The following is a 23,666-nucleotide window of genomic DNA, read 5'->3' as shown; positions in this document are numbered from 1 at the left end:
TGACCATGATTTCACGCTGGACCACCGCAGTACTCGATACCGATCTTCCTGGCGGCTGGGCCGTGGCCCGTAGCCCGGAAGGCTTTCTGTTCGATGACAACGGCGCGCTGTTTCCCCGCGAATGGCTCAAGCGCCAAGACCTGTCGATCCTCGCCGAGCATGGCATTGGTCACCTGGATGGCGAGCCGGTCTACCTGTTGGAGTTGCACAGCCCGCTGGACATCCCCGGCTGCAGCTGGAAAGGCCTGCGGGCCTTCATGCTCGAGGATGACCACACACTGTACAAAGTGCTGGGCTACGCCGCACAGATCGGCACCTGGGCCCGGGAGCATCGTTTCTGTGGCAGTTGCGGCAAGCGCATGGGGCAGATTCCGTTGGAGCGGGCGATGTATTGCGATGTGTGTGATCTGCGGCATTACCCGCGGATCTCACCAAGCATGATCGTGTTGATCACCCGCGGCGATGAAGTCCTGCTGGCCCGTTCGCCGCGTTTCGTCACCGGCGTCTACAGCACCCTGGCCGGGTTTGCCGAGCCGGGCGAGTCGGCCGAGGATTGCCTGATTCGCGAGGTGCGCGAGGAGGTCAGCATCGAGGTGAAGAACATCCAGTACATGGGCAGCCAGTGCTGGCCGTTTCCCCATTCGATGATGCTGGGCTTCCATGCCGAGTATGCCGGTGGCGACATCGTGCCCCAGGAGGATGAAATCGAGGACGCCCAGTGGTTCAACGTCCACGACCTGCCGCCGTTGCCGGCCTCGCGTTCCATCGCCCGTTACCTGATCGATCTCTACGTGGCGCGGCGTCTAGGCCACGCTGAACCAGTGCTGCCAGGCTAGGCGCACGGTCAAGCCCAGCACCACGGTGATGAACACCGGCCGGATGAACTTCGCGCCGCCGCTGATGGCGGTGCGAGCCCCGAAGAATGCGCCGACCATCACCGACAGGCCCATGCTCAGGCCGATGACCCAGTCCACCTGCCCCGAGAAGATGAACACCGACAGCGCCGCGATGTTGCTGACGAAGTTCATGCTGCGAGCCACGCCACTCGCCTTGACCAGGTCGATGGGGTAGAGCAGCAGGCTGCTGACCGTCCAGAACGCCCCCGTGCCCGGTCCAGCCACGCCGTCATAGAAACCCAGGCTGAAGCCCTGGGGCGATTGCCACGTTTTCTTGATCGGCGCATCGCTGTCCAGCGGCGCCTTGGGCGTGCCGCCGAACAGCAGGTACAGGCCGCAGGCGAAGACGATCACCGGCAGCATCTTGTTCAGCCATTCGGCAGGCAGGTAATGGGCGACGATGGCGCCGGTCAAGGCGCCCACCAACGTGCCGACGAGGGCATGGGTCCACTGGCGGGGATGGAACAGCTTGCGCTTGTAGAAGGTGAAACTGGCCGTGGCCGAGCCGAAGGTCGAACTGAGCTTGTTGGTGCCCAGGACCAGATGTGGCGGCAGGCCAGCGGTCAACAGCGCCGGCGTGGTCAACAGGCCACCGCCACCGGCGATGGCATCGATGAAACCGGCAATGAACGCGACAATGGCGAGGATAGCGAGGGTAGTGAGGTCAACACTGAGTTCGAAAGGCATGGAATGACTTATTTGGCAGGTCGCAGAAGGGCTGCGGGGAAGGCCGGTATGTTACCCATTATGGTGCACGGCTGCGACTGCCCGATCATGCCCAGCCCTTGCACGCCATGCAAAATCCGTGGCGAGGGGATTTATCCCCGTTGGGCTGCGTAGCAGCCCTGAAGCAATGAACCCAATCTTCCTGGCACACCGAGTTGCCTGGTTTAGGGGCTGCTGCGCAGCCCAGCGGGGATAAATCCCCTCGCCACAGAGTTCGGTTACAGCCTTCAAACCACATCATCGACAATGATATGCCGCTCACCCCGCGAGCAGCGCTCGATTCGCGCCTGGACCCGGTACACCGTGCGCAGCATCTGCTCGGTGATGACGTCGTCAATCGGACCACTGCCTTGCAGGGTGCCTTGAGCGATGACCAGTACCTGATCAGCAAAGCGCAATGCCTGGTTCAGGTCGTGGATGGCGATGAATACGATGATTCCATGTTGACGGGCGAGGGCGCGCATGAAGGTCAGGACCTGGACCTGACGGTGCATGTCCAGGGCACTGGTGGGTTCATCCATCAGCAAGACCTCGGGTTCGCGCACCAGTGTCTGGGCGATGGACACCAGTTGCTGCTGCCCGCCGCTCAATTCACTGAGGTTGCGAAACGACAGCTCGCTGATGCCGAGGGATTCGAGGATGCGGTCCACCGCCGCCAGCTCATCGGTTTGTACGGCCCAGCCCGGGGCCTGTTGCTTGCGGGCCAGCAGCACCGATTCATAGACCGTCAGCCGCGCACTGACGTTGAGGTTCTGCGGCATGTAGCAGATGCCCGCCGGGCCTTTGCGCGAACCTTCCAACCGCACCTGGCCGGGGCCCTCGATCAGGCCGGCGATGCGTTTGAACAGCGTCGATTTTCCGGCCGCGTTGGGGCCAACCACCGCCACCACTTCACCACCGCAGAGAACCGGAGTATTGATTGCATCGAGGATCGAGCGACCACCATAACGGGCGCCGAGGCTCGCCAGTTCAATCGTCACCATGACTGTTTCTTCCCGCCAAGAATGAGAGAGATGAAAAACGGCACGCCGATCAGTGACGTGACCACCCCGATAGGAAAGATTGCGCCCGGTATCAAGGTTTTACTCACCACCGAACTGGCCGACAGGATCAAGGCACCGGTCAGCAATGAGGCGGGCAGGAAAAAGCGCTGGTCTTCACCGATCAGCATCCGCGCAATGTGCGGCCCCACCAGGCCGATGAAGCCGATGGTGCCGACAAACGCCACGGGAAATGAGGCCAGCAGACTGACCATGACCAGGGTCTGCAAACGCAACTTGCGCACATTGATGCCGAAGCTCGCGGCCTTCTCATCCCCTAGGCGCAGGGCGGTCATGGCCCAGGCGCGACGGGCGAAAATCGGCAAGGTGACAAGGATCACCAGGCAGATCACCCCCAGTTTCGGCCAGGTGGCCTTGGTCAGGCTGCCCATGGTCCAGAACACCACCGCAGCGACGGCTTGCTCAGTGGCGAAGAACTGCACCAGCGCCAGCAGGGCATTGAAGGTGAACACCAGGGCAATGCCCAACAGAACGATGGTTTCGCTGGTCATGCCGCGACGCAGACTCAACACATGAATCAGCAGCGCCGAGAGCATCGCCATGACAAAGGCGTTGAGCGGCACCATGTATTGAGCGATCACCGGCACCAGTGCCACGCCGAACGCCAGCCCCAGGGCCGCGCCAAAACTGGCCGCTGCCGAGATGCCCAGGGTGAACGGGCTGGCCAATGGGTTGTTGAGGATGGTCTGCATCTGTGCGCCGGCCAGGGACAGCGCGGCGCCCACCGCTACCGCCATCAGCGCCACCGGCAGGCGAATGTCCCACATCACCACCCGGACCTGGGGCGCGGCGGACTCGGGTGCGAACAGTGCGCCCAGTACTTCGTCCAGACCATAGCTGGCCGGGCCGAGGGCCAGGTCCAGCAGCACGCTGAACAGCAACAGCGCTCCCAGGCCGACTAGAATCAGTCGTTTACGCCAGACCTGCGCGCGATAGATCGTGCCGAGGGCGAGTTGATCGATACCACCGTTCATGGTTGGGCCTGCGCGGGCTTGAGGCTGACGAAATAGCCCGGTTCATAGGGCACCGGCAGGAATCGGTCGTGGAACTCACGAAACGTGGCGTCGGGGTCCAGGTCGGCGAACAGATCCGGGTGGAACCACTTGGCCAGTTGCTGGATGGCGATGAACTGGTAAGGACTGTTGTAGAACTGATGCCAGATGGCGTGAAACTCCCGGGTTTGCTGGGCCTTGATTCCGGCATAGGCGGGGCGCTGGGTGAACCACTGCAGTTTGCGCCGTGCCTCGACCAGATCGGCACCGGGCCCGACACCAACCCAATGTCCGCCAGGGGCGAAGGCTTGCCAGTTTGCGCTGGTGACCACCACCTGATCCGGGTCGGCGACGATCACCTGTTCGGGGTTCAACTGGCCAAAGGTGTTGGGGATGATGGTGCCGGCGATGTTGTGACCGCCGGCCAGCTCGACGAAACGGCCGAAATTTTCATTGCCAAAACTCAGGCAGCAGTCGTCGGTGTAGCCGCCGATGCGTTCGATGAAGACCTTGGGCCTGGGCGGTTGGCGGGCCTCGATCACATCGGTGACACGGCGGATCTGTTGCTGGCTAAAGGCAATGAACGCCTCGGCGCGGGCTTCTTCGCCGAACAACTGGCCGAACAGGCGCATGGTCGGCTCGGTGTTCTGCATCGGGTTGTTGCGAAAATCCACATACACCACCGGGATACCAAGGGCGTCGAGCTTTTCGATGTAGCGGGCGTCCTCGGTGGCATGCTGGGCTTCGATGTTGAGGATGATGACGTCCGGCTGTTGGCTGATCGCTTGCTCGATGTCGAAGGTGCCGTCTTCGAAACCGCCGAAGGTCGGGATTTTGGCAATGTCCGGATAACGCTGCAGGTAGGCGCCGTAGGTGTCCGGGTCGGACTGGATCAAATCCTTGCGCCAGCCAACGATGCGCTGGATCGGGTTGGCGGTGTCGAGGGCCGCCACCAGATACAGTTGACGGCCTTCACCGAGGATCACCCGGCGTACGGGAATGCGCACTTGGACCTGGCGGCCCAGCAGATCGGTGACAGTGGTTCTTGGCGTGGTGTCCGGTGTGGTGCCTGAACAGGCGAAACCGCTCAGTAGCAGGGGCATGGCGCCCAGCAGCACAGCGATGAGCGACGGGCGTTTTCGAGGTCTGGATAACATCGTTTTAACCTTTGATGGCCCGGGCCGACAGCGCGGTGTACGCGCTGCCGCGCCCGGAAAGCTCAGAAGTCGACCGTGGCCGAGAGCAGCAAGGTGCGCGGTGCCCCTTGGGAGAACGCACCGTAGGAGGCCACACCGGACCAGTACTCGCGGTCGAAGACGTTCTGCACCGTGGCACGGAAAGTCGTCGGCCGGCCATCGAGCACGGTGCTGTAGCGAGCGCCCGCGTCGAAGCGCGTCCAAGGATCGAGTTCGCGGGTGTTGGCCTGGTCGACGTACTGGCTGCCGGTGTAGATCGCGCCGCCGGTGAGGGTCACGCCCTGGACCCATGGCGTATCCCACTCGGCCCAGAGGTTGGCCTGCACTTCGGGTACGCCGACCGGCTTGTTGCCGCGATTGGCGGCGGTGCCGCTTTTGGTCAGTTCGCCGTCCAGCAATGTGACGCCACCCAACAGGCGAGTGCCTTCGCGCAGTTCACCGAACATGTTCAGTTCGATGCCACGGTTGCGTTGTTCGCCTTGGACCGAATACACACTGTTTGCTGCGTTGTTAGTCAGCTCGCCGGCGGGCTTCTTGACCTGGAACAGTGCCAGGGTCGAGGTGAAGGTGCCGTAGTCGACCTTGACCCCAACTTCCTGCTGGCGGGAGATATAGGGCTTGAATATTTCACCGGAGTTGCTTGCATTCGCAGGCGCGGTATCACCCTTGCTCAGGCCTTCGATGTAGTTGTAGTAGAACGAGACATGTTCCCAAGGCTTGACCACCGCACCGAACAACGGTGTGGTTTCGCTTTCGTCATACGCAGTGGTGACCGCGCCAGCGGCGTTGTAGTTGTTCGATTCGATGCTTTGCTTGCGCAGGCCCAAGGTCACCTGGACACGCTCGTCGAGGATCGACAGGGTATCGGCGAGGGCGACACCAGACAGTTCGGTGTCGGAAATTTTCAGTACGTCGGGGGACGCAATGGAGGGTTTGTCGCGCTCCACCGGGTGGTAAATGTTCGACAATACAGGGGTTCCGGAATTGATCCCCCTGCGCAATTCATCGCGGTAGCGACTGACCTGCAGCGTGGTGCTGTGGCTGACCGGACCGGTCTCGAAGCGGGCCCGGGCCCCCGCGTCCACGGTGTAGCGCTCCACTTCGAACTTGTAATAACCAGGCGTCGAGCGGGTATCCCCGGCGCTATTGAGAATCGTGGGGGTCTGGTCCGACAGCCGTGCTACATCGGACTTGCCGCCCCCGGCGTGGCCAAATACCGTCAGGCTGTCGCTCAGGTCATATTCACCACTGAGCAACGCCGATTTATCGCGGGTCTTCGACCAGCCCCATTCCTGGGTCACGTTGCTGCGTCCGTTGGCGGCCGACGGTACCTCGACACCGTTCGCGATCTGAAACGGTCGGGACGGCGCGTCCCACTGTTCTTCCTGGCTGATCAGGTCCAGGCTGGTCCTGAATCGGTCGCCCTGGTAATCCAGGGAGATCGAGCCGATACCCACATCCCGCGACTGTTTGTCGATCGCCGTGTCGCCGCCCTGGAGACTGCCATTGACCCGCACGCCAAAGCGCCGTTCCTCGCCGAAGCGACGGCTGATATCGACGTGTCCACCCACTTGCGAGTCCATGGCGTAATTGGCGGTCACGCGGGTCAAGTCTTCGTCCAGTGAACGTTTGGGAACGATATTGATGACACCGCCGACACCGCTGTTGGGCGACATACCGTAGAGCAGGGCGGCCGGGCCCTTGATCACTTCAATGCGTTCGGCGTACTCGGTGAACACCCGATAGTTGGGGGCCACGCCGTATACACCGTCGAACGCCAGTTCCCCAAGGTTGCCTTCGCCCACGGGAAAACCGCGAATGAAAAACGAATCGACGATGCCGCCGGTCTGGCCAGTGGAACGCACCGAGGAATCACGCTCCAGCACGTCGGCGACGGTCACGGCTTGTTGGTCTTTCATCAGGGCCGAGGTGTAGTTGCTCACACTGAACGGCGTGTCCATCAGGTCCTTGTTGCCCAACAAGCCTACACGACCGCCACGGGCGACCTGACCGCCACTGTAGGCGGCCGGCAAATCATCGGGGCGGGCTTCGGTGGCGCTGACGGTGGTTGGCGCCAGGGTCAGTCCGCCGTCGGTGCTGCGTTTTTGCAAGGTATAGCTGCCATCGTCGCGAGCCACCAGGTCCAGGCCGCTGCCGGCCAGCAGTCGGGCAAACGCTTCGCGCGCAGTGAACTGGCCGGACAGTCCTGGGCTGTCCAGACCCTGGGTCAGGGACGGCTCGAACGACAGGGCGACGCCGGCCTGCACGGCGAACGTCGAGAGGGTCGGCCCCAAGGGCCCGGGTTGAATGTTGTAGGATTGGCTGGCGATGCTGTCCAGCGGCGCGCCCGGTGCGGCCCAACTGCCTGGGCTTAAGGTCGAAAGTGCAAGGCCGAGCATTGCACTGCGAATCGCCAGATTCAGCGTGCGATCCGAGCGCAGGGGGCGGGCAACGGGCATGGCTTGATGATCCTGTTCAGAGGGGGGGTGTTCTCTAGCCAGCCAGGATCGAAAAAAGTATCACCCTCGCACGATTTTTTTTGGGGGGGTCACGCCGGCGTCAACATGACCCAGTAGTCGCCCAGGCGCGACGTGACGCGGATGGGGTAGGTCCGGGCAAGCATGTTCAGGGTTCGTTGAGTGTCGCTGACGGGGAAGGCACCGGAAATCCGCAGGTCGGCGATGGCCGGGTCGTAACGCAGGACGCCGTTGCGATAGCGGGTCAGTTCACTGATGAAATCGGCCAGGCGCATGTTGTCGGCCATCAGCATGCCTTGGGTCCAGGCCAGCACCGATTTGTCGACAGGTTTCAACCCGTCAATGGCGAACGCTGTAAAACCACTGCTCTGACCGGCCTCGACGATTTTCTCACCAATGCCTTTGAGCTGGATACTGACTGCTCCCTCGAGCACGGCGAGGCGGGTGTGCCCGCGCTCTTCGCGCACACTGAAACGCGTGCCGAGCGCTTGCATCCGGCCCTCATGGGTTTCCACCCTGAATGGCCGGGCGACAGGCGACGGGTCCGGTGCGGTCTGGATCAGTATTTCGCCGCGGCGCAACAGCAACAGGCGCTGGCGCTGATCGAAATACACATCGATGGCGGTGTCGGTGTTCAACGTCACGCGAGTACCATCGGTCAATGTCAGGTCGCGACGCTCGCCCACGGGCGCGCGGTAGTCGGCGGTCCAGTTCTGCCAGTCGTTGAGCTTCCAACTGCCCCAGGCCAGTGGCGCCAGCGCGAGCAAGGTCGCCAGTTTGCCCATGGCGGCACGGCGCTCGGGGTTGCTGGGACGGTCCAGCGCCGGCATGGCCAGGGCCGGTGGCAAGCCTTGCAGTTTGCTCAACAACAATTCCGCCCGCGCCCAGGCCTGGCGGTGCGCCGGGCTGCTGTTGCGCCAGCGTTCCCATTCCAGGCGCTCGGTGTCGTTGACACTGCCTTCGCTCAGGCGCATCAGCCAGTCGGCTGCTTCATTGAGGATGGCGGGATCGACGGCATGACTATCGCGAGCAGGCATTCAGTCCACCCACATCAGGCAGTGCAGGAAGGCCTGCTTCATGTAGCGCTTGACCGTAATCAGCGAGACTCCCAACTGATGGGCGATGTCGTTGTATTTCAAGCCGCTGATTTGCGATAACAGAAATGCGCGTTTGACCGGCCCGGGGAGGGTGTCGAGCATGGCATCGATTTCATGCAGGGTTTCCAGCACCAGCAGGCGGCGTTCCGGCGAGGGCGCTTCGGGTTCGGGCAGCAGCGCCAGTGCCTGCAGATAGGCACGCTCCAAGGCCTTGCGCTGGAACCAGTTGACCAGGATGCCACCGGCCACGCAGCTGAGGTACGCGCGTGGCTCTTCGATGACCGCGACCTTCGAGGCGAGGATACGGATGAAGGTGTCATGCGCCAGGTCTGCGGCATCCAGCGCATTGCCCAGTTTGCGGTAGAGTCGGGCGTACAACCAGCCATGGTGTCCGCTGTAGAGGTCTGCGACGGTGCGCAGATGACAATCGTTGGTCGCTGAACCCGGATCGCTCATGGCTGTTTATATTTTTGATAGTGAGAATTATTCCCAATATTAGTGGAGGCGCTCGTCGGCACGCAAGATCGATCTTGAGGCAATGAGCAATTGTGCTGGGGCAGGGTTGTGCGAATCGCTATTCGCTTGCCTGGTCCGGCACCCCGACCGGCCTGTAGCGCAGCAGCACCAAGGGCAACAGCACCACGCCGTAGGCAATGCTGACATAGAGGTAGGTGTATTGAAGGCCATAGACCTGGCTGAGCAAGGCCCCCAGGGAAATGCCGATGATGGACGCCGTTTGCGAAACGCCCTGGGCGAGTCCCAGCACCTGCCCCTGGCGGCTATTGTCGGTGCTTTTGGAGATGAGTGCGGTCAGCACCGGTGTAGTTGCGCCCAAGAGGACGCCCCAGGCGAAGTAGACAATGGCGAAGACCAACGGCTGACGTGTCAGGCCGGCCATGGCGGTCAGGGTCATGCAAGCGATTACGATGGCGGTGATGGCTCGCAGCGTCTGTGTCGGGTTGCGCTGCTCGAAGTAGCGTGACCAGGTGGTTGCGCACAGGATGAAGCCCAGGGCCAGCAGGCCATAGCAAAGCCCCACCAGGGCATTGCTGACGTCGAAGGTCGAACTCACATACAGCGAAAACGAAGTCTGCGGGAGCATTCGCGCCAGCAACAGAAGCCCCATGATGCCCAGCAGCGATACTGTCAACGGGTTGTATAGCCCGGGACGCGAGGGTGCGGACGGAACGCTGCCGGCTGCGGTTGTCTTCCCGACAGGCGCTACGTCAGGCAGCGTCAACGCCGCGACCACGGTGCACACTGCGCACAATCCCGAGGCCACGATGTTGATCCAGAAAAACGTTGCATGGTCCAGGATCAGCCCGCCCGCCACCGCCCCCAGCAGCGAGCCGACATTGGTGGAAATCTGCAGGATCGCAAACAGCCTGGCCCGCCGCGATGGCGCCTCGATGCTCACGCCGTAGGCCTGGGCGGGGGCGATATAACCGGCGAACGCACCTTGCAGGAAGCGCAGGACCAGGATCACCCAGATATCGCCGCATAGCGCCAGGCCAAGCTGGGTCAGGGACAACCCGGCCAGTGCCCGGATCATCATCAGCTTATGGCCGTAGCGATCACCGATACGGCCCCAGAAAGCACTGGTCAGGATGATGCCCAGCATCGGGCCGACATACACCGCCGTGCTGGCGAAGCTGAACAGCGCGTCGTTGCTGGTCAGTTGTCGCAGGTGAACAGGCCAGAACGGCCCGCTCATCTCCATCGCACCCATGGAAACCAGCTGGATCGCAAACAACAGATAAATCAGCAAGCGAACGCTCGAACCCTGGGGGATACCGGCACGGGGCATGGACAGACTCACAGAGGCGGAAAGCTGTGTCTTATCCGACAGTGCGTGGATCTGAGCAAGAAAAAAATGCAGCAGGTTCCTCCGGAAGCCGAACAATCGACGATTTTTTTTTGAAATCAAGGGGTTGTCAGTCTAGGCAAATGAGTACATAATTGCGCCCATCGAACGCACTGAGATGTAAAAAATCTCAATGTTTTCAAGGGGATAGCGCTTCAAAGAGGTTCTGTTTCCAGATCAGGTTTGTACGCGGTTGATGTGGCTGCATTGCATCAAACGTCTTGAGGCCGAATAGCAAAATGGTTATGCAGTGGATTGCAAATCCACCTACGCCGGTTCGATTCCGACTTCGGCCTCCACTTTTAAAAAGCTCTGTAGATCTATGATTTACGGAGCTTTTTTATTTTCGAAGCATTGAAAGGTTTTGTGTTGAAAAGGGCGCGAGCTACCTTGCTTCACAGGGGAGGGATGTATATATTCCCCCCTCTTGCTGCACCAGCCAGGGCTTCGGCGATTGGATTTTGCCGACGCTCCCATGGCTAACCGCGCTACCGCCCGAATGGCGAAACTGGTAGACGCATGGGACTTAAAATCCCCCGCTCGTAAGGGCGTGCCGGTTCGATTCCGGCTTCGGGCACCATCTAAAATCAAGGGTTTGCGAGCGAAAGCTAATGCAAACCCTTGTTCGTTTCGGCTTCTGAAAACTACCGAAGAAACGGAGTCCTGCCTCCGGAGCCTCTGCACTCGGCGTTGCGATTAGCAGTGAGTGCTCAGGCGGTTATCTGCTGTCCAAGCCCTGCCTAATACGCGAATCCCTTGACCATGATATTTATCATGTAGCCTCTTCTGTATCAGCACGGCTTGTACCGACTCGTCACAATCGCCGGCGAAACGCCTCGAGGATATCCCGCGTGCCCTTTTTCATTTGCAGTTGGGTGATGGCATCCAGCGGGTGCCAGAGGCAATCGCTGATTTCGTTCTGTGGCTTGGCCGCCGTCGAATCGCTGACTGACGCTTCGAATACGTGATGCTCGGTTTGCCCGTCACTGATTCGCATCAGGTAGAGCAGGTTCTCGACGTCCAGGCCAGTTTCTTCGGCCAATTCTCGAATGGCTGCCCCAGCATGGGTCTCGCCGCGTTCGACGGTACCGCCCGGCAGCATCCAGCGGCTATTGGCTTTGCGAACCAGCAAGATATGGCGATTTTCCTCGCAAATGACGGTCGCTCGAATTTTCATGGCCGTGCTCAATCAGTGACTGTCATTAAAGTGAAATATAACTGCAATATTTGAGCCTGGCATCAATTGGCTTTGCTCAAACTGTCGATTTTTTCAATGTCTTATCCAGTACGACCGCGACGGCGCGAGAAAGACTGGGCTCATTTGAGGCAGTCATCGACCCATCCCATCTGTCCGACCACCAGCACTAGGCTTTCGACCGGTTATCGCCTCAAATGAATCAGCTTCAAAAAAATGAATCCATGTTGGGTGCATTGGCCGGCCCCTCCCGGGGAAGGAAGCGAGATATGACCAGCGTTGAAGACTTCAAGATCAAATCCCATGAGCTCCTGGTGGAGCTCGATGCGGCAACGTCGGAAATGATGAAGCTCATATGTATCCATCAAATGAGTGGATCGACCTGGGATGAAGCGGTCCGCCGTCAACATGAAGCCTATGAGCAATGGGTCGCTTATTTGAATGAGCGGGGATAGGTCCTTTGGGTGCACCAAGGGTAAAAATTCTTTGAACGGCGTCTCAACGGCTGTGCCTAATCCTTAAACCGACAAGAGGATTAGGCCATGACCGAATTAGCCAGTTATTTTTGGATCGCTGTCGCGGTGCTTTTGCTCCTCGTCGATTTATGGGCGATCGTCAGCGTCTTTCGAAGCGACAAGTCGGCTGGCACCAAGGCTGGCTGGGCCCTGTTGCTGATCATTCTGCCGGTTGTGGGCCTGGTTATCTGGGGCGTAGCTGGGCCGCGCGGGATCAAGGAAGGGCCGTCATCGCCGGAGCACAGCAAGGGCTAGAAACGGCTCTCCGAGTCAACTTTTCACTGGTTTATCCAGTTACCGCCGGTGCTTTCGCAGTCTTCCTGGGCTTGCTGCAACTGTTCGATGCCGTAGTAGTACCAGGTCACCTTGGCATTATCGGGAAGATTGGCCGACCCACCGTGCTTGTCCTTGCTGGTGCAATCAATAGCAGGAATCTGGCAATCATGAGGTTTCTCCCTTTGTGGCTTTTGCACCGGTGCCTATCAATTTCGAGGTGCAAAAAAAGCCCGTGTTCCATCGGTTTTCCAACCGGTAGAACTCAAGGGGGGCACATGTCGGGCGCGGTGCGTCAGCGGAACTTGGGCAGAGGGCGCTCAGCGGGCTTCAGCGACGTCAGTGCGCTTTGGATCGATGGGGCGTCTTTCTCGATGTCGTTGAGCCGGTCACGGATGCGCACCGCAGTGGGATGCCCGCCTTGGTGGTCGACCCAATCGGCGATTTCCTTGCAGGCTGCCGTAAGCCTGGCCTGACGCGATTCCAGCAAGGTGAGCAGGGTGGTGATGGACTCTTTTTCGGACATGTCACACCTCCATTCAGGGTTGCATTGAGCGTTGATGAGGCAGCACAAAACCCGCCAGGGGCGGGTCATGCTATCGCTTAAAGCGTAGTTGAGTTATCTCGGTTCTGTCGAAGAATCCGGCGCCCGGCTGGACAACCGGTGCACCGGAAACAGGGTTATTTAAATCAGCCGGACTCCTTGACCCAGGACGGCGCGACGCTCGCTCGCCAACGCACGTCGGTAATACCGTATTTCTCAGCAAGGGGTTTTGAAACCCGCTTGACCTTTTCCCGTCCGAATTTCGGAATGCGCCCGACCCCCGCGTCGCAACTGGCCCAATGCCAAGCTTCGGAGTTATTCATCACTTCGGCGCGAATGATGAATGACTTCGGCTCGCCATGGAGCATGTAGTCGATGATGTAAAGCGATGGCCCGCCCATAAATCCTCCCTAATTAGTTCTATACGGATGGATACGGAGGCGTGCGGAAAATTCCATCGGATTATCCAGACGGTCAAAAATCACACCAGGTAGTCACGCAGCCAAGTCGCTGCTCGCTGTCCGGAACCAAACCCGGTTAACCTTCTCCAAGGTGAGCTTCACACCATGTGCCAGGGATTAACAGGCAAGACAGTGCGGTATCAGATAAAGGCAGAACATGAAAAACATCGCCAGGGCGCTGGTTATCGCAGTCCTCGCCATCGGTGTGTCGGGATGCATCGGCCCGCCCATCGAACTGACTCCACAAACCGAGCAAAGCCTGCTGGCACAACCCCCGATCCGTTTTTTGCTGACCTTCGATGACGGGCCCAGTGCCTCGTCTTTCTGGAACCCGAGCCTGGAGGTGCTGGATGCCCTCGCGCACAATCCGGTGCAGCCGGGGATCAAGGCGGTATTTTTTGTCCAGACCCGTGCACTAAGAGCTGGCAACAGCGACATCGGACGCTCGGTGATGCACCGTGAACAGCGCGAAGGTCATATCCTGGGCTTCCATACGGCGACTTACTGGCATACCAACCATCGCTTTCTGAGTCCTGACGAACTGGAGCAGTCACTGGTCAAGGGCGGGGGTGATATCGCCGCCATCACAGGGGCAGCACCCACCCTGGTGAGGCCGCCGTTCTGGAGCTACGACAGGCGCACCTTCGCCGCTTATCAGCAGCACGGCTTGCACGTATTGCTGACCGACCTGAGCGCCAACGATGGTAAGGTCTGGGGAATCACCGCCAGCCCACGACGGCGAATCAACCTGACGCGCCAGCTCTCTGAAGTGCGCGAACGCATCGCCGCCGGGCAGTTGCCCGCGGTTGACGGGGTGATTCCGGTGGTGGTCACCTTTCATGACCTCAACCGCTATACCGCCCGACATGCCCGGGAATACTTGCAAATCCTGCTCGACGCTGCCCGAGCCACGGGCGTGAAGACCGACGCCAAGCCCTTCTATGATGACCGTCAGGCGCTGGAGCGGGCCGCGATGGCGCGCACGGTCAAGAACACTAGCGAACCGGTGCACTTGCCGGGTTTGTGGGATTGGTTGTGGGATTCGGATTCCCATTGAGAGGCTCAGGCCTGCGTCGTTGTGCAAGGTTGCGACGCTCGGTTGGCTCCCTTGCGCAAACTGAGTGTAAGGTAGGTGGCGTAACCCTGGTTTATCTCGAAAGGAGGTGACAATGAGTACTGCGATGCTGACCAAAATGCATATCAACGGGTATGACGTGCTCAGCGTAAACAGCGGCCCATGGCGGGTCTGCACTCAGGCCGACCGATTGGGCTCCTTTGCTTCCCGTGAGGAAGCACTGGCCTACGCCGCCGCATTGCCGGCCAGGAAAAAACACGGCCGCCAGGCTACGACCGCCAAATAGCGCCGTCAAGGGCGAGGGGAGTTGGCTGCGAACCGAGCCGGATGGTTCGTTGCGCAGCCGATTCCTCCATCTCTGTCAGGTGGGTGCCAGTTCCAGCGGAATTTCCAGGGTGAACAGCGCTCCCTGTCCAGGGCCGTCGCTATGGACATGGAGGTGGCCATTCATTTCAACCGCTGCCAAGGCGCAGCTGTGCAAGCCGAAGCCATGGCCGTCCTTGCGGGTGGTGAACCCGTGGTTGAAGATGCGGGTCAGGTTCTCGGGCGTAATGCCTTCGCCTCGATCCTTGACGCTGACGCACAGCGTTTTCTGATCGACGACCCGGATTCCCAAAATCATTTCCCGAGGATGATCGCTGACGTGCGACATCGCGAATTTGGCGTTACTGATGAGGTTGATCAGGATCAACAGCAACCTGTGCTTGTCACCCATGATCATCGGGACGTCCTGATAGTCCTTGATGACGGTGACGTGGTGCCGGCTCAGCGCGCCCGAGTTCATGCGTAACGCATCTTCGAACAGATCACTGATGCTCAGTGCCTCGATCAGCCTGGCGGCTCCGGCGTAGGTTTGCTGGGTGGTGACGATTTCCTTGATGTGGTCGATGCTTTTGGTCAGTTGCGCCAGTTCTTCGATAAGCAGTGTTTGCTCGGCGGCGATGGAGTCGACCAGCTCATTGAAGTAGCGGGGCAACAATTTGCCCTTTTCATCGCTGGTGATGAACTGGCCCAGGTCGTCGGCATGTTCATTCATCATTTTTACGGCTTTGCCAAGGCCCAGTGTCTTGCTGCTGCGCAACTTGCGGGTTACCAGGTCCGCGGAAATATTCACGCTGTTGAGCACATTCCCGACGTTGTGCAAAACGTTAGTGGCGATCTCGGCCATGCCTGCCATCCGTGCGGCGTCCACCAGTTCACGTTCAGCCTCTTTCAGTTCGCGAGTGCGTTCTTGCACGCGCTCCTCGAGCCGTTCATTGGACGATTGCAGTTCGTGGTTGATCTGGTTGATGACGGCGTAGCTGCGAACCAGCCGCACCGCCAGGTAGATCATCAATAGCGCCATGAGGCTGGCGCACACACCCAGGTAGACATGGTATTGACGGTCCGCAGCAGCCGTCCTGCGCTGCGTCTCGTTCAACAGTTCGTTGATGCTATCCAGTTCCTGGGCCACCGGAATCACGCTGATGCGGTCAAGAAGGTCATTGACGATCGGTTGTTCCTCGATAATAGCTCTGACGTGCTGCGCCAGGGTGATGAAGGGAGGTTGATAGGTCGCGGGTAACTGGCTGATGTATCGTTCCAGTTCATTGAGCTGGTTCTGCACCTCCTTGGCTTTGTCCGAGGTGACATACAATGCGTACTCCAGCGTCGTCAGCGTCAGCTCAAGCACATTGGAAGCCACCGCAAGGCGTTCCGCAGGGCTTTTGACTGTCATCTCCTTGAGCAGTGTCTGAATGTCGTCTTCGATGACCGGCAGCGCGTCCAGGGCGGTGCGCAGCTTGGCGTTGTGTTGCTGGAATTGATCGACCAGTACGGTCTTGTTCTTGACCGCATCCACATAACCTTGGCGCCTGGACGCCCAGAGAACCGCCAGGGGACCTGCGTTATTGAGCTGCTCCAACTGCTCCCATCGACTGCCCGCCTCAGGCGGAGGTGCCAGCGACAGGTTGTTGTTGACGCCGATTTTCTTCCTCAGGATCTTGACGCTCCAGTTGGCATCGGCCTGCTTGAGCTGGCGGATGAAGTCACGGGATTCGAAATAGGTCGATGAGTCGTACGTATAGGACTTGATCAAAAAGAATAACAAGGCGGCAAACACAATCAGCGCAGCAGCCAGCAAAGCAGGCCATTTGTACTTCTTGATAATGTGGGTCACGCGATTCTCCTGTTCAGGGCGCCTGTCGAGGGTGGCGCTGAATGCCCGGGCGGGCAGGAAATGTCAGGGCGTGAAGTGAAGGGCAGAGCGTTGAATCGTCGTAGCGATGTTTGCGTGGGTTTGCTTTTGCCTGGGTACACGTTGAGCTCCCTGCTAACGGTGAACGTCGGGGGTCGTCAGTGACGTGAGTGTAGCGTTAACGAGACAGGTCGATGTCACTGGCCATAAAGACCGAGACGCTGGGCCAGCGCGGCCAGGACTGGCCGCGCTGGTGAGCGATTACTGGTTCTTGATGTCAATGAAGGGCAGGGCGCCGTTCGGCAGCACGGTGGTGGGTAACACACCATTCCAGCGCTCGGCCTTGGTGAGCTCCACCAGATTCTGGTTGCTGGCCAAGGCCTGGGCGCGTGCCTTGATCGCTTCGGCCTCGGCCTTTCCGCGCAATTCGGTGGCCAGTGCGTCTGCCTTGGCCTGGGCAACTTGAGAATCGGCTTCTGCCTGGGCCTGGGTGACACGAATCTGGGCTTGAACCTGCTCGGTCGCCAGTTGCTGCTCGCGGGTCTTGACCTGCACTTCGGCGGCCATGCGCGCTTCAATGGCTTTTTCATAAGCGTCACTGAAGTCGATGTTTTCGACCTGGACGCTGTCGATGATCACTGGCCCGGTAATCGTCGCCTTGATTGCGGTCGAAATATCGTTGACCAGTTGGACGCGATTCTGCACGGCAGCCACGGCGTTGAACTTGCCAAAGACGTTTTCCACCTGGGTCGGCACCTGACGGCTGATCATCCGGTCGCGGATGCCTTCAAGATCCTTGAACTGGGTATAGACCTTCGCGACATCGGAAGGCGCGATGTGCCAGGACACGGATACCTTGAGCTGGGCGGACTGTTGGTCCTTGCTGTAGGCCTGGAGGTCTTCATAAGCCGTCACTTGGCTCTGGACGCTGATCAGGCGCACAGACTCGATAAACGGCGTCTTGAAGGACAGTCCCGGTTCAACCACCCCGACCAGCGCCCCGTTGCGCAGAAGAACGCCGCGCTCGGTTTCGTCGACCGTGTACCAACTGCCAAAGAAGACGCACAACAGGACGATGCCTACGATTGCCGCAACGAGAGAACCGATGGTTTTACTGGTCACTTTTCTTTCCTTGAGTGGAGGGGTGGTTTTTGCCATGACGGTATGTCAATCCTGAAAGACCGAAGCAGGTATTCTGAATGCCAGACACGAAAAAGCCCTGAATAATCAGGGCTTTAACGTTAGAAGATGGCGGAGGCGATGGGATTCGAACTCATGGACCTGTTACAGTCGACGGTTTTCAAGACCGTTGCCTTAAACCACTCGGCCACACCTCCGTATTGCGTTGCGGGCGCCATAATACCCGAATGAAACACACTGTCAAACTCTCTACGTAGCTTGTTACAGAGCGTCTGTTATGATCCTTGCCACTGAATGTTTCAAAACCGGAGGAGTGTCGCCATGCGCGAACAGGATTACGCAGTGAACAACAGCGTGCAGGCTGAGCAGCTAGAGGTTAGCCGCGTCCTGCGCAACACTTATGGCCTGCTGGCACTTACGCTCGCTTTCAGCGGTGTGATGGCCTACGTCGCACAACAGATGCGGGTGGGTTACCCGAACATCTTCGTCGTGCTGATCGGTTTCTACGGCCTTTTCTTCCTTACCAACAAACTCCGTGATTCGGCCTGGGGCCTGGTGTCGGCTTTCGCCCTGACCGGTTTCATGGGCTTCCTGCTCGGCCCGATCCTCAATCGCTACCTGCAAATGCAGGGCGGCGCCGAAGTGGTCAGCTCGGCCTTTGCAATGACCGCACTGGTATTTGGTGGCCTGTCGGCCTACGTGCTGATTTCCCGCAAGGACATGAGTTTCCTCGGCGGTTTCATCACCGCAGGTTTCTTCGTCTTGCTGGGTGCGGTGCTGGCCAGCTTCTTCTTCCAGATCAGCGGCTTGCAACTGGCGATCAGCGCCGGCTTCGTGTTGTTCTCGTCGGTCTGCATCCTGTACCAGACCAGCGCTATCATCCACGGCGGCGAGCGTAACTACATCATGGCCACTGTCAGCCTGTATGTATCGATCTACAACCTGTTCGTCAGCCTGCTGCAACTGTTCGGCCTGATGGGTCGCGATGACTGATTGCATCCGCAATGAGTGAAAAGCCCGCTTCGGCGGGCTTTTTTTCGTCCGCGTTTTGAGGTCGTGGCCAATAGCCTTTAAAAAGCCTTAAGCGTGATGGCACCTTTGAATAAATGATCTACACCTATGGCTAGGAACTGCATTGCCAGGGGCGGCATGAAGTGGATCGATCAGCGACTGCGCGAAATCTCGCCACACCCTCCGGATACCGTTCGCATTTGGCTATCAAGCCTTGTCTGGTCGTGCCCGATTCTTGGGCCCAAGGAGGTGGGCAACATCAGTGACCGTGGACCGTGAGCAGGTATGGGCATGGTGCCCAAGCCTGATAACAGAAGGAGACCCTGCGCATCGTTCAATTGTTCGATGGGACGGCGGGCGTTCTCCCTATAAGGAGATATCGATGAACCACCCCCAAGGAAAGATCGCTGCATTGCTGACCCTGACAGGCGCGCTGACCATGGCGGGCGCCCACGCGGGGACCTTCCCTGATTTCGGCTACGGGCCACCCAAGAGCGTCTACTCCGGTCCATTATTCCGGCTCAGCCAAGACTATCCCACCGTGGCCCCGGGCCCTTCCTCGATGCCGGCATTCTTCAAGCATCTGCCCACCACGTTCAGCAATGATTTTGAAACCTGGCGTTCCTATATGAACGAGGTCAAGGCTTATTGCCTGGAAGGCAATACGGGGATCGGCTGGGATGTGCAGAAAAACAAGGTTCGCCAGTGGTATCACATGCCATGGCAACACTATGGCCCCAATGGTCGCGAAGGTATCCGAGGGCTAACCAAGGAGGCACCGATCAAGCCATTGCAATTGGCGAGCACTCAAAAAGGCAGTGGCCAGACCTACGCAGTAGGTATCTATAACGATATAGGGGGCTACACCATTGGCCAGGTCTGGAAAGACCCGCAGAACCCTGACCCGAGCTACACCTCACAACCTAAGGGCTTTCCCAACGGTACAGTCGTCTGCAAGGCGTTGTTTGCCGATATAGACGTCACCACGGTGCCATTCCTGGCCAATCCATTGCTCTGGAATGCGTACACCACCAAGACGTTCACCTCGACAGAGCGCGCGGTGACCCAAGTCGCGCTGATTCAGATGGACATCGCCGTGCGGGACACCCGCGTGAGCGACACCGGCTGGCTGTTCGGGACGTTCCAATACAACGGTGCCGTGACCGGTAAAGCGAACTGGAACAATCTGGTGCCCGTGGGGATTATGTGGGGCAACGATCCCAAAGAGACCGGCAACGCGTTCACCAACCCGACCCCTACCGAAACCAAGATCAACCCGGCGCTCAAGCAGACAGCCATCAACGCGAACACCAAAGAGCTGCCACCCACCCATCTGGGTTGGAACGGGCGCCTCAACGGTCCCGTGGACAATCCCCAGGCCTCCTGCCTGAGTTGCCACATGACCGCTGAGTACCAGCAATTGGCGCTGATGAACCCGACCTTCCAAGCCAACCCGCCACCCGTGGGCGGTGAGGAGTGGATGAAGTGGTTCCAGAATATTCCAGCCGGCCAACCCTTTACCCCTGGCACCCGAAGCACCGACTACAGCCTGCAATTGTCCGGTTCCCTGGCCAACTTCTATGACTGGAAATGCAACCACAGCGGAGTGTATGCCGACGGCCAGAATGCTTGCGCCAAAATACAGCCCCTTAATCTGATGAAGGCGAGCAATGCGCCTGAGCAAGAGGTGCACAAAGTCCAACGCAGCCCTGAACTGGAAGACCTTCAGTAGCGTGGCCTCCGGCCTCGGACACGAACCGAGGCCGGATCCGACTCACGCCATTGGCGGCAAGCGCCGTTTGACGGGCGTTTTCTTGACGATGGCCGTATTGGTCTCGGCCAGGACATTGAGCCTGTCCAGCAGCGTGTCCAGCTGTTCCATCGAGCGCACATGCAGTCGGGCAATGAAACAGTCTTCGCCGGTCACCTTGTCGCATTCGGTGAATTCAGCGATGGCCTGGATCTGCCGTTCAACTTCCTGCAACTGCCCCGGCAGCGGGCGGATACGCACGATGGCCTGGAGTTGATAGCCGAAGCACTTGGGGTCTACCTCGACGGTGTAGCTCCTGAGCACGCCGCGTTCTTCGAGCCGGCGAAGGCGCTCGGCGACGCTGGGAGAGGACAGGCCACTCAGGTTCGCCAGAGCCTTGAGGGAGCGTCGGGAATCTTCCATCAGGGCGCTGATGAGGATCTGGTCGATGTCGTCAGTCATTTTTCAGTTCCATTAGGCGAATGCTCGAAGTTGCCTTGATAAAAAAGGTCGAAAGCCAGTTTAGCCTTTTTCAGACCATGGAGAACCCAACCACTGGCTCGGCATACTGTGCCTCACTTGCTGAAGGAGCCTGAAGATGGACAAGACCCTACGCCGCGGTTCGCTCGAAATGACTGCCGCCATGCTGATCTCCGGAACCATAGGCTGGTTCGTGCTGGTCTCGGGCCTGCCGGTACTGGATGTGGTGTTCTGGCGTTGCGTGTTTGGCGCCGCCACTTTACTGCTGATTTGCGCCGGTTTCGGCTTCTTGCGTCCAGGTATCCTGACACGCACCACGTTTCTGCTGGCGGTGCTCAGCGGGGTGGCGATTGTCGGCAACTGGGTGCTGTTGTTCGCCTCTTACTCCCGAGCCTCGATTGCCATCGGTACGGCGGTGTACAACGTCCAGCCGTTCATGTTGGTCGGGCTGGCGGCTCTGTTCCTGGGAGAAAGGATCACCGCGCAAAAACTGTTCTGGCTGGCGGTATCGTTTCTCGGAATGCTGGCAATCGTCAGTTCCCACGGCGAACAAGGGCAGGGCGGCGGTGCCTATCTGCTGGGCATCGCGCTGGCGCTGGGCGCAGCGTTGCTGTACGCCATCGCAGCGTTGATCATCAAGCGCCTGACCGGCACGCCGCCGCATCTGATTGCACTGATCCAGGTCAGCACCGGCGTATTGCTCCTGGCGCCCTGGGCGAACTTCTCAGCGTTGCCACAGCACGCCGGGGCGTGGGCCAGCCTGCTGACCCTGGGCATGGTGCATACCGGTGTGATGTACGTGTTGTTGTACAGCGCGATTCAACGATTGCCGACGGCGATCACCGGCGCGCTGTCGTTCATCTATCCGATTGCGGCGATCTTCGTCGATTGGTTCGCCTTCGGTCATCGCCTTGAACTCCTGCAATGGTTGGGTGTGGCGGCGATCCTGTTGGCGGCCGCAGGCATGCAGCAGGGCTGGGGCATCAAGTTGCGCCGCGCAGCCCTGTCTTGAGGCACCGTTCGGCGTGGCTCAGAAGATGTAGTCGGTGGTCAGGAAGTTGGAATCGCGTTCGCGAATGATGTCGCTGATCAGCGCTTTGTTGCTGTCCTGGAACTTGGTGGCCACCAGCGTACGAATAGAGAAGGTGCGTAGCGCATCGTGAACGGACAAGGTGCCTTCGGCTGAGTTTTTCCGGCCATTGAACGGGAAGGTATCCGGGCCGCGCTGGCACTGGGCATTGATGTTGATACGTCCGACCTGATTGGCGAAGGTGTCCACCAGCTTGCCGACTTCCGCCGGATTGGTACCGAAAATGCTCAGTTGCTGGCCGAAGTCGGACTCCAGCACATAGTCGATCACGGTATTGAGGTCACGGTACGGCACGATGGGCACGACCGGGCCGAACTGCTCTTCGTGGTAGACCCGCATCGCCGTATTCACCGGGTAGAGCACTGCCGGGTAGAAGAACGAGCTGCGTGATTCGCCCCCGTGGGCATTCTTCACTTCTGCCCCCTTGGCGAGCGCATCGGCGACCAGCGAGTGCAAGTAATCGACCTTGCCCGCCTCGGGCAACGGCGTCAGCGCCACACCGTCCTCCCATGGCATGCCGGGTTTCAGAGTGGCGAGCCTGGCGTTGAACTTCTCGATGAACGCTGGCGCCACGTCCTCATGGACAAACAGGATTTTCAACGCCGTGCAGCGTTGGCCGTTGAAGGAGAGCGAGCCGGTCAAGGCTTCGCTGACGGCGTTGTCCAGGTCAACATCCGGTAGCACCAGCCCGGGGTTCTTCGCATCCAGCCCCAGGGCGGCCCGCAAGCGGTGCGGACGCGGGTGGAGCTTCTTCAGGTCACTGGCAGCCTTGTTGGTGCCGATGAAGGCGAAGATGTCGATCTTGCCGCTGGCCATCAGTGCGCTGACAGTTTCCCGGCCACTGCCGTAGATCACGTTGATCACGCCCGCCGGGAAACTGTCGCGAAAGGCCTCCAGCAATGGACGGATCAGCAACACGCCGAGCTTGGCTGGCTTGAACACCACGGTGTTGCCCATGATCAAGGCGGGAATCAACGTGGTGAAGGTTTCGTTCAGCGGATAGTTGTACGGGCCCATGCACAAGGCCACGCCCAGGGGGACGCGGCGGATCTGCCCGAGGGTGTCCTGTTCCAGCTCGAAGCGGCTGGAGCGTCGGTCCAGCTCCTTGAGGGCGTTGATGGTGTCGACGATGTAGTCGCAGGTGCGGTCGAATTCCTTCTGGGAATCCTTGAGGTTCTTGCCGATTTCCCACATCAGCAGCTTGACTACGGCCTCGCGTTGCTCGCGCATGCGCGCCAGGAAGGTTTCCACATGACGGATGCGCTCGGCGACGCGCATCGTCGGCCACTGGCCCTGGCCGCGGTCGTAAGCCCGGACGGCGGCGTCCAGGGCGGTGAGGGCGGTCTCGGCATCCAACAGCGGTGTGCTGCCTAGAATCACTTGCTCGTCGCCCAGCTCACCCGCCAGGTAAACGGGGCTGCGCACGACGGCCAGTGGTCCCTGCCAGGTTTTCAGGATGCCGTCGACCAGGTATTCGCGCTGTTCGATCCGGCCTTCGAGGCGGTAGGCGTCCGGGATGTCGGCGGCACTGGGAAACAGGTTGGCGAGAAAAGGGGCGGTGGTCATGTCGTTACTCCATCAATGAAATGAGCCATGGGCGGACGGCTTGCAGGTATAAATCGCTTTTAGCGTTATACGCCTTAATGG

At 59.5% G+C, this 23,666-nt stretch carries 24 protein-coding genes and 3 tRNA genes; 10 read left to right on the top strand and 17 right to left on the bottom strand.

What is annotated here, in order from left to right:
* Positions 1-5 precede the first annotated feature (5 nt).
* On the top strand, positions 6-836 hold the full coding sequence (gene nudC, locus PBDP_RS15935) for an NAD(+) diphosphatase (protein ID WP_212800918.1): 831 nt from the start codon (positions 6-8) through the stop codon (positions 834-836).
* Here the strand turns inward: nudC and PBDP_RS15930 are convergent.
* From PBDP_RS15930 to PBDP_RS15895, 8 genes are all read right to left on the bottom strand, one after another.
* The gene (locus PBDP_RS15930; RefSeq protein ID WP_116832522.1) at positions 804-1,583 is read right to left on the bottom strand and encodes a TSUP family transporter; all 780 of its coding nucleotides are present in this window, start codon (positions 1,581-1,583) and stop codon (positions 804-806) included. The two genes, nudC and PBDP_RS15930, sit on opposite strands and share 33 nt — an antisense overlap.
* A 266-nt stretch (positions 1,584-1,849) precedes the next feature.
* Positions 1,850-2,605, bottom strand: coding sequence for an ABC transporter ATP-binding protein (locus PBDP_RS15925; protein ID WP_212800917.1), 756 nt, complete (start codon positions 2,603-2,605; stop codon positions 1,850-1,852).
* Positions 2,599-3,657, bottom strand: coding sequence for a FecCD family ABC transporter permease (locus tag PBDP_RS15920; RefSeq protein ID WP_212800916.1), 1,059 nt, complete (start codon positions 3,655-3,657; stop codon positions 2,599-2,601). The genes PBDP_RS15925 and PBDP_RS15920 overlap by 7 nt, the downstream gene beginning before the upstream one ends.
* On the bottom strand, positions 3,654-4,778 hold the full coding sequence (locus tag PBDP_RS15915) for an ABC transporter substrate-binding protein (RefSeq protein ID WP_502936877.1): 1,125 nt from the start codon (positions 4,776-4,778) through the stop codon (positions 3,654-3,656). Before PBDP_RS15915 ends, PBDP_RS15920 begins: the two co-directional genes overlap by 4 nt.
* 116 nt (positions 4,779-4,894) lie before the next feature.
* Positions 4,895-7,330, bottom strand: coding sequence for a TonB-dependent receptor (locus PBDP_RS15910; RefSeq protein WP_212800914.1), 2,436 nt, complete (start codon positions 7,328-7,330; stop codon positions 4,895-4,897).
* Positions 7,331-7,419: 89 nt separating this feature from the next.
* Positions 7,420-8,385, bottom strand: a complete 966-nt coding sequence (locus PBDP_RS15905) for a FecR domain-containing protein (protein WP_212800913.1) — start codon at positions 8,383-8,385, stop codon at positions 7,420-7,422.
* A complete protein-coding gene (locus PBDP_RS15900; RefSeq protein ID WP_109754210.1) occupies positions 8,386-8,901 on the bottom strand; it encodes a sigma-70 family RNA polymerase sigma factor in 516 nt (171 codons plus the stop codon).
* Positions 8,902-9,019: 118 nt separating this feature from the next.
* Positions 9,020-10,252, bottom strand: coding sequence for an MFS transporter (locus PBDP_RS15895; protein ID WP_212800912.1), 1,233 nt, complete (start codon positions 10,250-10,252; stop codon positions 9,020-9,022).
* Positions 10,253-10,534: 282 nt separating this feature from the next.
* Here PBDP_RS15895 and PBDP_RS15890 point away from each other — a divergent pair.
* Both PBDP_RS15890 and PBDP_RS15885 read left to right on the top strand, forming a co-directional pair.
* Positions 10,535-10,608: transfer RNA gene (locus PBDP_RS15890), tRNA-Cys, on the top strand.
* A 194-nt stretch (positions 10,609-10,802) separates the two neighbouring features.
* Positions 10,803-10,889, top strand: a tRNA-Leu gene (locus PBDP_RS15885).
* 234 nt (positions 10,890-11,123) lie between these two features.
* Here PBDP_RS15885 and PBDP_RS15880 read toward each other — a convergent pair.
* Positions 11,124-11,486 carry an NUDIX hydrolase gene (locus PBDP_RS15880; RefSeq protein ID WP_212800911.1) on the bottom strand — a complete coding sequence of 121 codons (363 nt, stop codon included), beginning with the start codon at positions 11,484-11,486 and terminating at the stop codon, positions 11,124-11,126.
* A 287-nt stretch (positions 11,487-11,773) separates the two neighbouring features.
* On the opposite strand from PBDP_RS15880, the gene PBDP_RS15875 reads away from it, so the two are divergent.
* Together PBDP_RS15875 and PBDP_RS15870 are read left to right on the top strand one after the other, a co-directional pair.
* Entirely contained in the window at positions 11,774-11,959 is a 186-nt protein-coding gene (locus PBDP_RS15875) for a hypothetical protein (RefSeq protein WP_109754207.1), read from the top strand.
* A gap of 87 nt (positions 11,960-12,046) precedes the next feature.
* Positions 12,047-12,274, top strand: coding sequence for a PLD nuclease N-terminal domain-containing protein (locus PBDP_RS15870; RefSeq protein ID WP_109754206.1), 228 nt, complete (start codon positions 12,047-12,049; stop codon positions 12,272-12,274).
* Between the two features lie 23 nt (positions 12,275-12,297).
* On the opposite strand, the gene PBDP_RS15865 is transcribed toward PBDP_RS15870, so the two are convergent.
* From PBDP_RS15865 to PBDP_RS15855, 3 genes are all read right to left on the bottom strand, one after another.
* The gene (locus tag PBDP_RS15865; protein WP_109754205.1) at positions 12,298-12,492 is read right to left on the bottom strand and encodes a hypothetical protein; all 195 of its coding nucleotides are present in this window, start codon (positions 12,490-12,492) and stop codon (positions 12,298-12,300) included.
* A gap of 95 nt (positions 12,493-12,587) precedes the next feature.
* A complete protein-coding gene (locus PBDP_RS15860; protein ID WP_109754204.1) occupies positions 12,588-12,818 on the bottom strand; it encodes a hypothetical protein in 231 nt (76 codons plus the stop codon).
* 164 nt (positions 12,819-12,982) lie between these two features.
* Positions 12,983-13,237 carry a DUF6555 family protein gene (locus PBDP_RS15855; protein WP_053125507.1) on the bottom strand — a complete coding sequence of 85 codons (255 nt, stop codon included), beginning with the start codon at positions 13,235-13,237 and terminating at the stop codon, positions 12,983-12,985.
* A gap of 217 nt (positions 13,238-13,454) precedes the next feature.
* Between PBDP_RS15855 and PBDP_RS15850 the strand changes: the two genes are divergently transcribed.
* Positions 13,455-14,354 carry a polysaccharide deacetylase family protein gene (locus PBDP_RS15850; protein ID WP_212800910.1) on the top strand — a complete coding sequence of 300 codons (900 nt, stop codon included), beginning with the start codon at positions 13,455-13,457 and terminating at the stop codon, positions 14,352-14,354.
* A 112-nt stretch (positions 14,355-14,466) separates the two neighbouring features.
* Positions 14,467-14,658: a DUF2188 domain-containing protein gene (locus PBDP_RS15845; protein ID WP_163858505.1), complete on the top strand. Its 192-nt coding sequence runs from the start codon at positions 14,467-14,469 to the stop codon at positions 14,656-14,658.
* Between the two features lie 75 nt (positions 14,659-14,733).
* On the opposite strand, the gene PBDP_RS15840 is transcribed toward PBDP_RS15845, so the two are convergent.
* From PBDP_RS15840 to PBDP_RS15830, 3 genes are all read right to left on the bottom strand, one after another.
* Entirely contained in the window at positions 14,734-16,530 is a 1,797-nt protein-coding gene (locus tag PBDP_RS15840) for a DAHL domain-containing sensor histidine kinase (RefSeq protein ID WP_212800909.1), read from the bottom strand.
* A 279-nt stretch (positions 16,531-16,809) separates the two neighbouring features.
* Positions 16,810-17,670 (bottom strand): prohibitin family protein, encoded by an 861-nt coding sequence (locus PBDP_RS15835; RefSeq protein WP_109754200.1) that lies wholly within the window; start codon positions 17,668-17,670, stop codon positions 16,810-16,812.
* Positions 17,671-17,797: 127 nt separating this feature from the next.
* Positions 17,798-17,885, bottom strand: a tRNA-Ser gene (locus tag PBDP_RS15830).
* A gap of 124 nt (positions 17,886-18,009) precedes the next feature.
* On the opposite strand from PBDP_RS15830, the gene PBDP_RS15825 reads away from it, so the two are divergent.
* Positions 18,010-18,681: a Bax inhibitor-1/YccA family protein gene (locus PBDP_RS15825; RefSeq protein WP_014338124.1), complete on the top strand. Its 672-nt coding sequence runs from the start codon at positions 18,010-18,012 to the stop codon at positions 18,679-18,681.
* 400 nt (positions 18,682-19,081) lie between these two features.
* On the top strand, positions 19,082-20,431 hold the full coding sequence (locus tag PBDP_RS15820) for a hypothetical protein (RefSeq protein ID WP_109754199.1): 1,350 nt from the start codon (positions 19,082-19,084) through the stop codon (positions 20,429-20,431).
* Positions 20,432-20,473: 42 nt separating this feature from the next.
* On the opposite strand, the gene PBDP_RS15815 is transcribed toward PBDP_RS15820, so the two are convergent.
* Positions 20,474-20,911 carry an Lrp/AsnC family transcriptional regulator gene (locus tag PBDP_RS15815; protein WP_109754198.1) on the bottom strand — a complete coding sequence of 146 codons (438 nt, stop codon included), beginning with the start codon at positions 20,909-20,911 and terminating at the stop codon, positions 20,474-20,476.
* A gap of 136 nt (positions 20,912-21,047) precedes the next feature.
* On the opposite strand from PBDP_RS15815, the gene PBDP_RS15810 reads away from it, so the two are divergent.
* Positions 21,048-21,941, top strand: a complete 894-nt coding sequence (locus tag PBDP_RS15810) for a DMT family transporter (RefSeq protein WP_109754197.1) — start codon at positions 21,048-21,050, stop codon at positions 21,939-21,941.
* A gap of 18 nt (positions 21,942-21,959) precedes the next feature.
* Here PBDP_RS15810 and PBDP_RS15805 read toward each other — a convergent pair whose 3' ends face one another.
* The gene (locus tag PBDP_RS15805; protein ID WP_109754196.1) at positions 21,960-23,585 is read right to left on the bottom strand and encodes an NADP-dependent glyceraldehyde-3-phosphate dehydrogenase; all 1,626 of its coding nucleotides are present in this window, start codon (positions 23,583-23,585) and stop codon (positions 21,960-21,962) included.
* Between the last annotated feature and the right edge of the window lie 81 nt (positions 23,586-23,666).

It is taken from the genome of Pseudomonas sp. St290, assembly GCF_018325805.1.
Classification (GTDB): Bacteria; Pseudomonadota; Gammaproteobacteria; order Pseudomonadales; family Pseudomonadaceae; genus Aquipseudomonas; species Aquipseudomonas bijieensis.
This window is presented reverse-complemented; position numbering and strand designations above follow the sequence as displayed.

Bases quoted from the DNA above. Each gene is read 5' to 3' on its own strand.
- PBDP_RS15825 (WP_014338124.1), top strand. From the start codon at position 18,010: ATGCGCGAACAGGATTACGCAGTGAACAACAGCGTGCAGGCTGAGCAG.
- PBDP_RS15805 (WP_109754196.1), bottom strand. From the start codon at position 23,585: ATGACCACCGCCCCTTTTCTCGCCAACCTGTTTCCCAGTGCCGCCGAC.
- PBDP_RS15855 (WP_053125507.1), bottom strand. From the start codon at position 13,237: ATGGGCGGGCCATCGCTTTACATCATCGACTACATGCTCCATGGCGAG.
- PBDP_RS15895 (WP_212800912.1), bottom strand. From the start codon at position 10,252: ATGCCCCGTGCCGGTATCCCCCAGGGTTCGAGCGTTCGCTTGCTGATT.
- PBDP_RS15905 (WP_212800913.1), bottom strand. From the start codon at position 8,385: ATGCCTGCTCGCGATAGTCATGCCGTCGATCCCGCCATCCTCAATGAA.
- nudC (WP_212800918.1), top strand. From the start codon at position 6: ATGATTTCACGCTGGACCACCGCAGTACTCGATACCGATCTTCCTGGC.
- PBDP_RS15860 (WP_109754204.1), bottom strand. From the start codon at position 12,818: ATGTCCGAAAAAGAGTCCATCACCACCCTGCTCACCTTGCTGGAATCG.
- PBDP_RS15845 (WP_163858505.1), top strand. From the start codon at position 14,467: ATGAGTACTGCGATGCTGACCAAAATGCATATCAACGGGTATGACGTG.
- PBDP_RS15915 (WP_502936877.1), bottom strand. From the start codon at position 4,778: ATGCCCCTGCTACTGAGCGGTTTCGCCTGTTCAGGCACCACACCGGAC.
- PBDP_RS15900 (WP_109754210.1), bottom strand. From the start codon at position 8,901: ATGAGCGATCCGGGTTCAGCGACCAACGATTGTCATCTGCGCACCGTC.
- PBDP_RS15880 (WP_212800911.1), bottom strand. From the start codon at position 11,486: ATGAAAATTCGAGCGACCGTCATTTGCGAGGAAAATCGCCATATCTTG.
- PBDP_RS15930 (WP_116832522.1), bottom strand. From the start codon at position 1,583: ATGCCTTTCGAACTCAGTGTTGACCTCACTACCCTCGCTATCCTCGCC.
- PBDP_RS15820 (WP_109754199.1), top strand. From the start codon at position 19,082: ATGAACCACCCCCAAGGAAAGATCGCTGCATTGCTGACCCTGACAGGC.
- PBDP_RS15875 (WP_109754207.1), top strand. From the start codon at position 11,774: ATGACCAGCGTTGAAGACTTCAAGATCAAATCCCATGAGCTCCTGGTG.
- PBDP_RS15850 (WP_212800910.1), top strand. From the start codon at position 13,455: ATGAAAAACATCGCCAGGGCGCTGGTTATCGCAGTCCTCGCCATCGGT.
- PBDP_RS15925 (WP_212800917.1), bottom strand. From the start codon at position 2,605: ATGGTGACGATTGAACTGGCGAGCCTCGGCGCCCGTTATGGTGGTCGC.
- PBDP_RS15870 (WP_109754206.1), top strand. From the start codon at position 12,047: ATGACCGAATTAGCCAGTTATTTTTGGATCGCTGTCGCGGTGCTTTTG.
- PBDP_RS15920 (WP_212800916.1), bottom strand. From the start codon at position 3,657: ATGAACGGTGGTATCGATCAACTCGCCCTCGGCACGATCTATCGCGCG.
- PBDP_RS15910 (WP_212800914.1), bottom strand. From the start codon at position 7,330: ATGCCCGTTGCCCGCCCCCTGCGCTCGGATCGCACGCTGAATCTGGCG.
- PBDP_RS15810 (WP_109754197.1), top strand. From the start codon at position 21,048: ATGGACAAGACCCTACGCCGCGGTTCGCTCGAAATGACTGCCGCCATG.
- PBDP_RS15815 (WP_109754198.1), bottom strand. From the start codon at position 20,911: ATGACTGACGACATCGACCAGATCCTCATCAGCGCCCTGATGGAAGAT.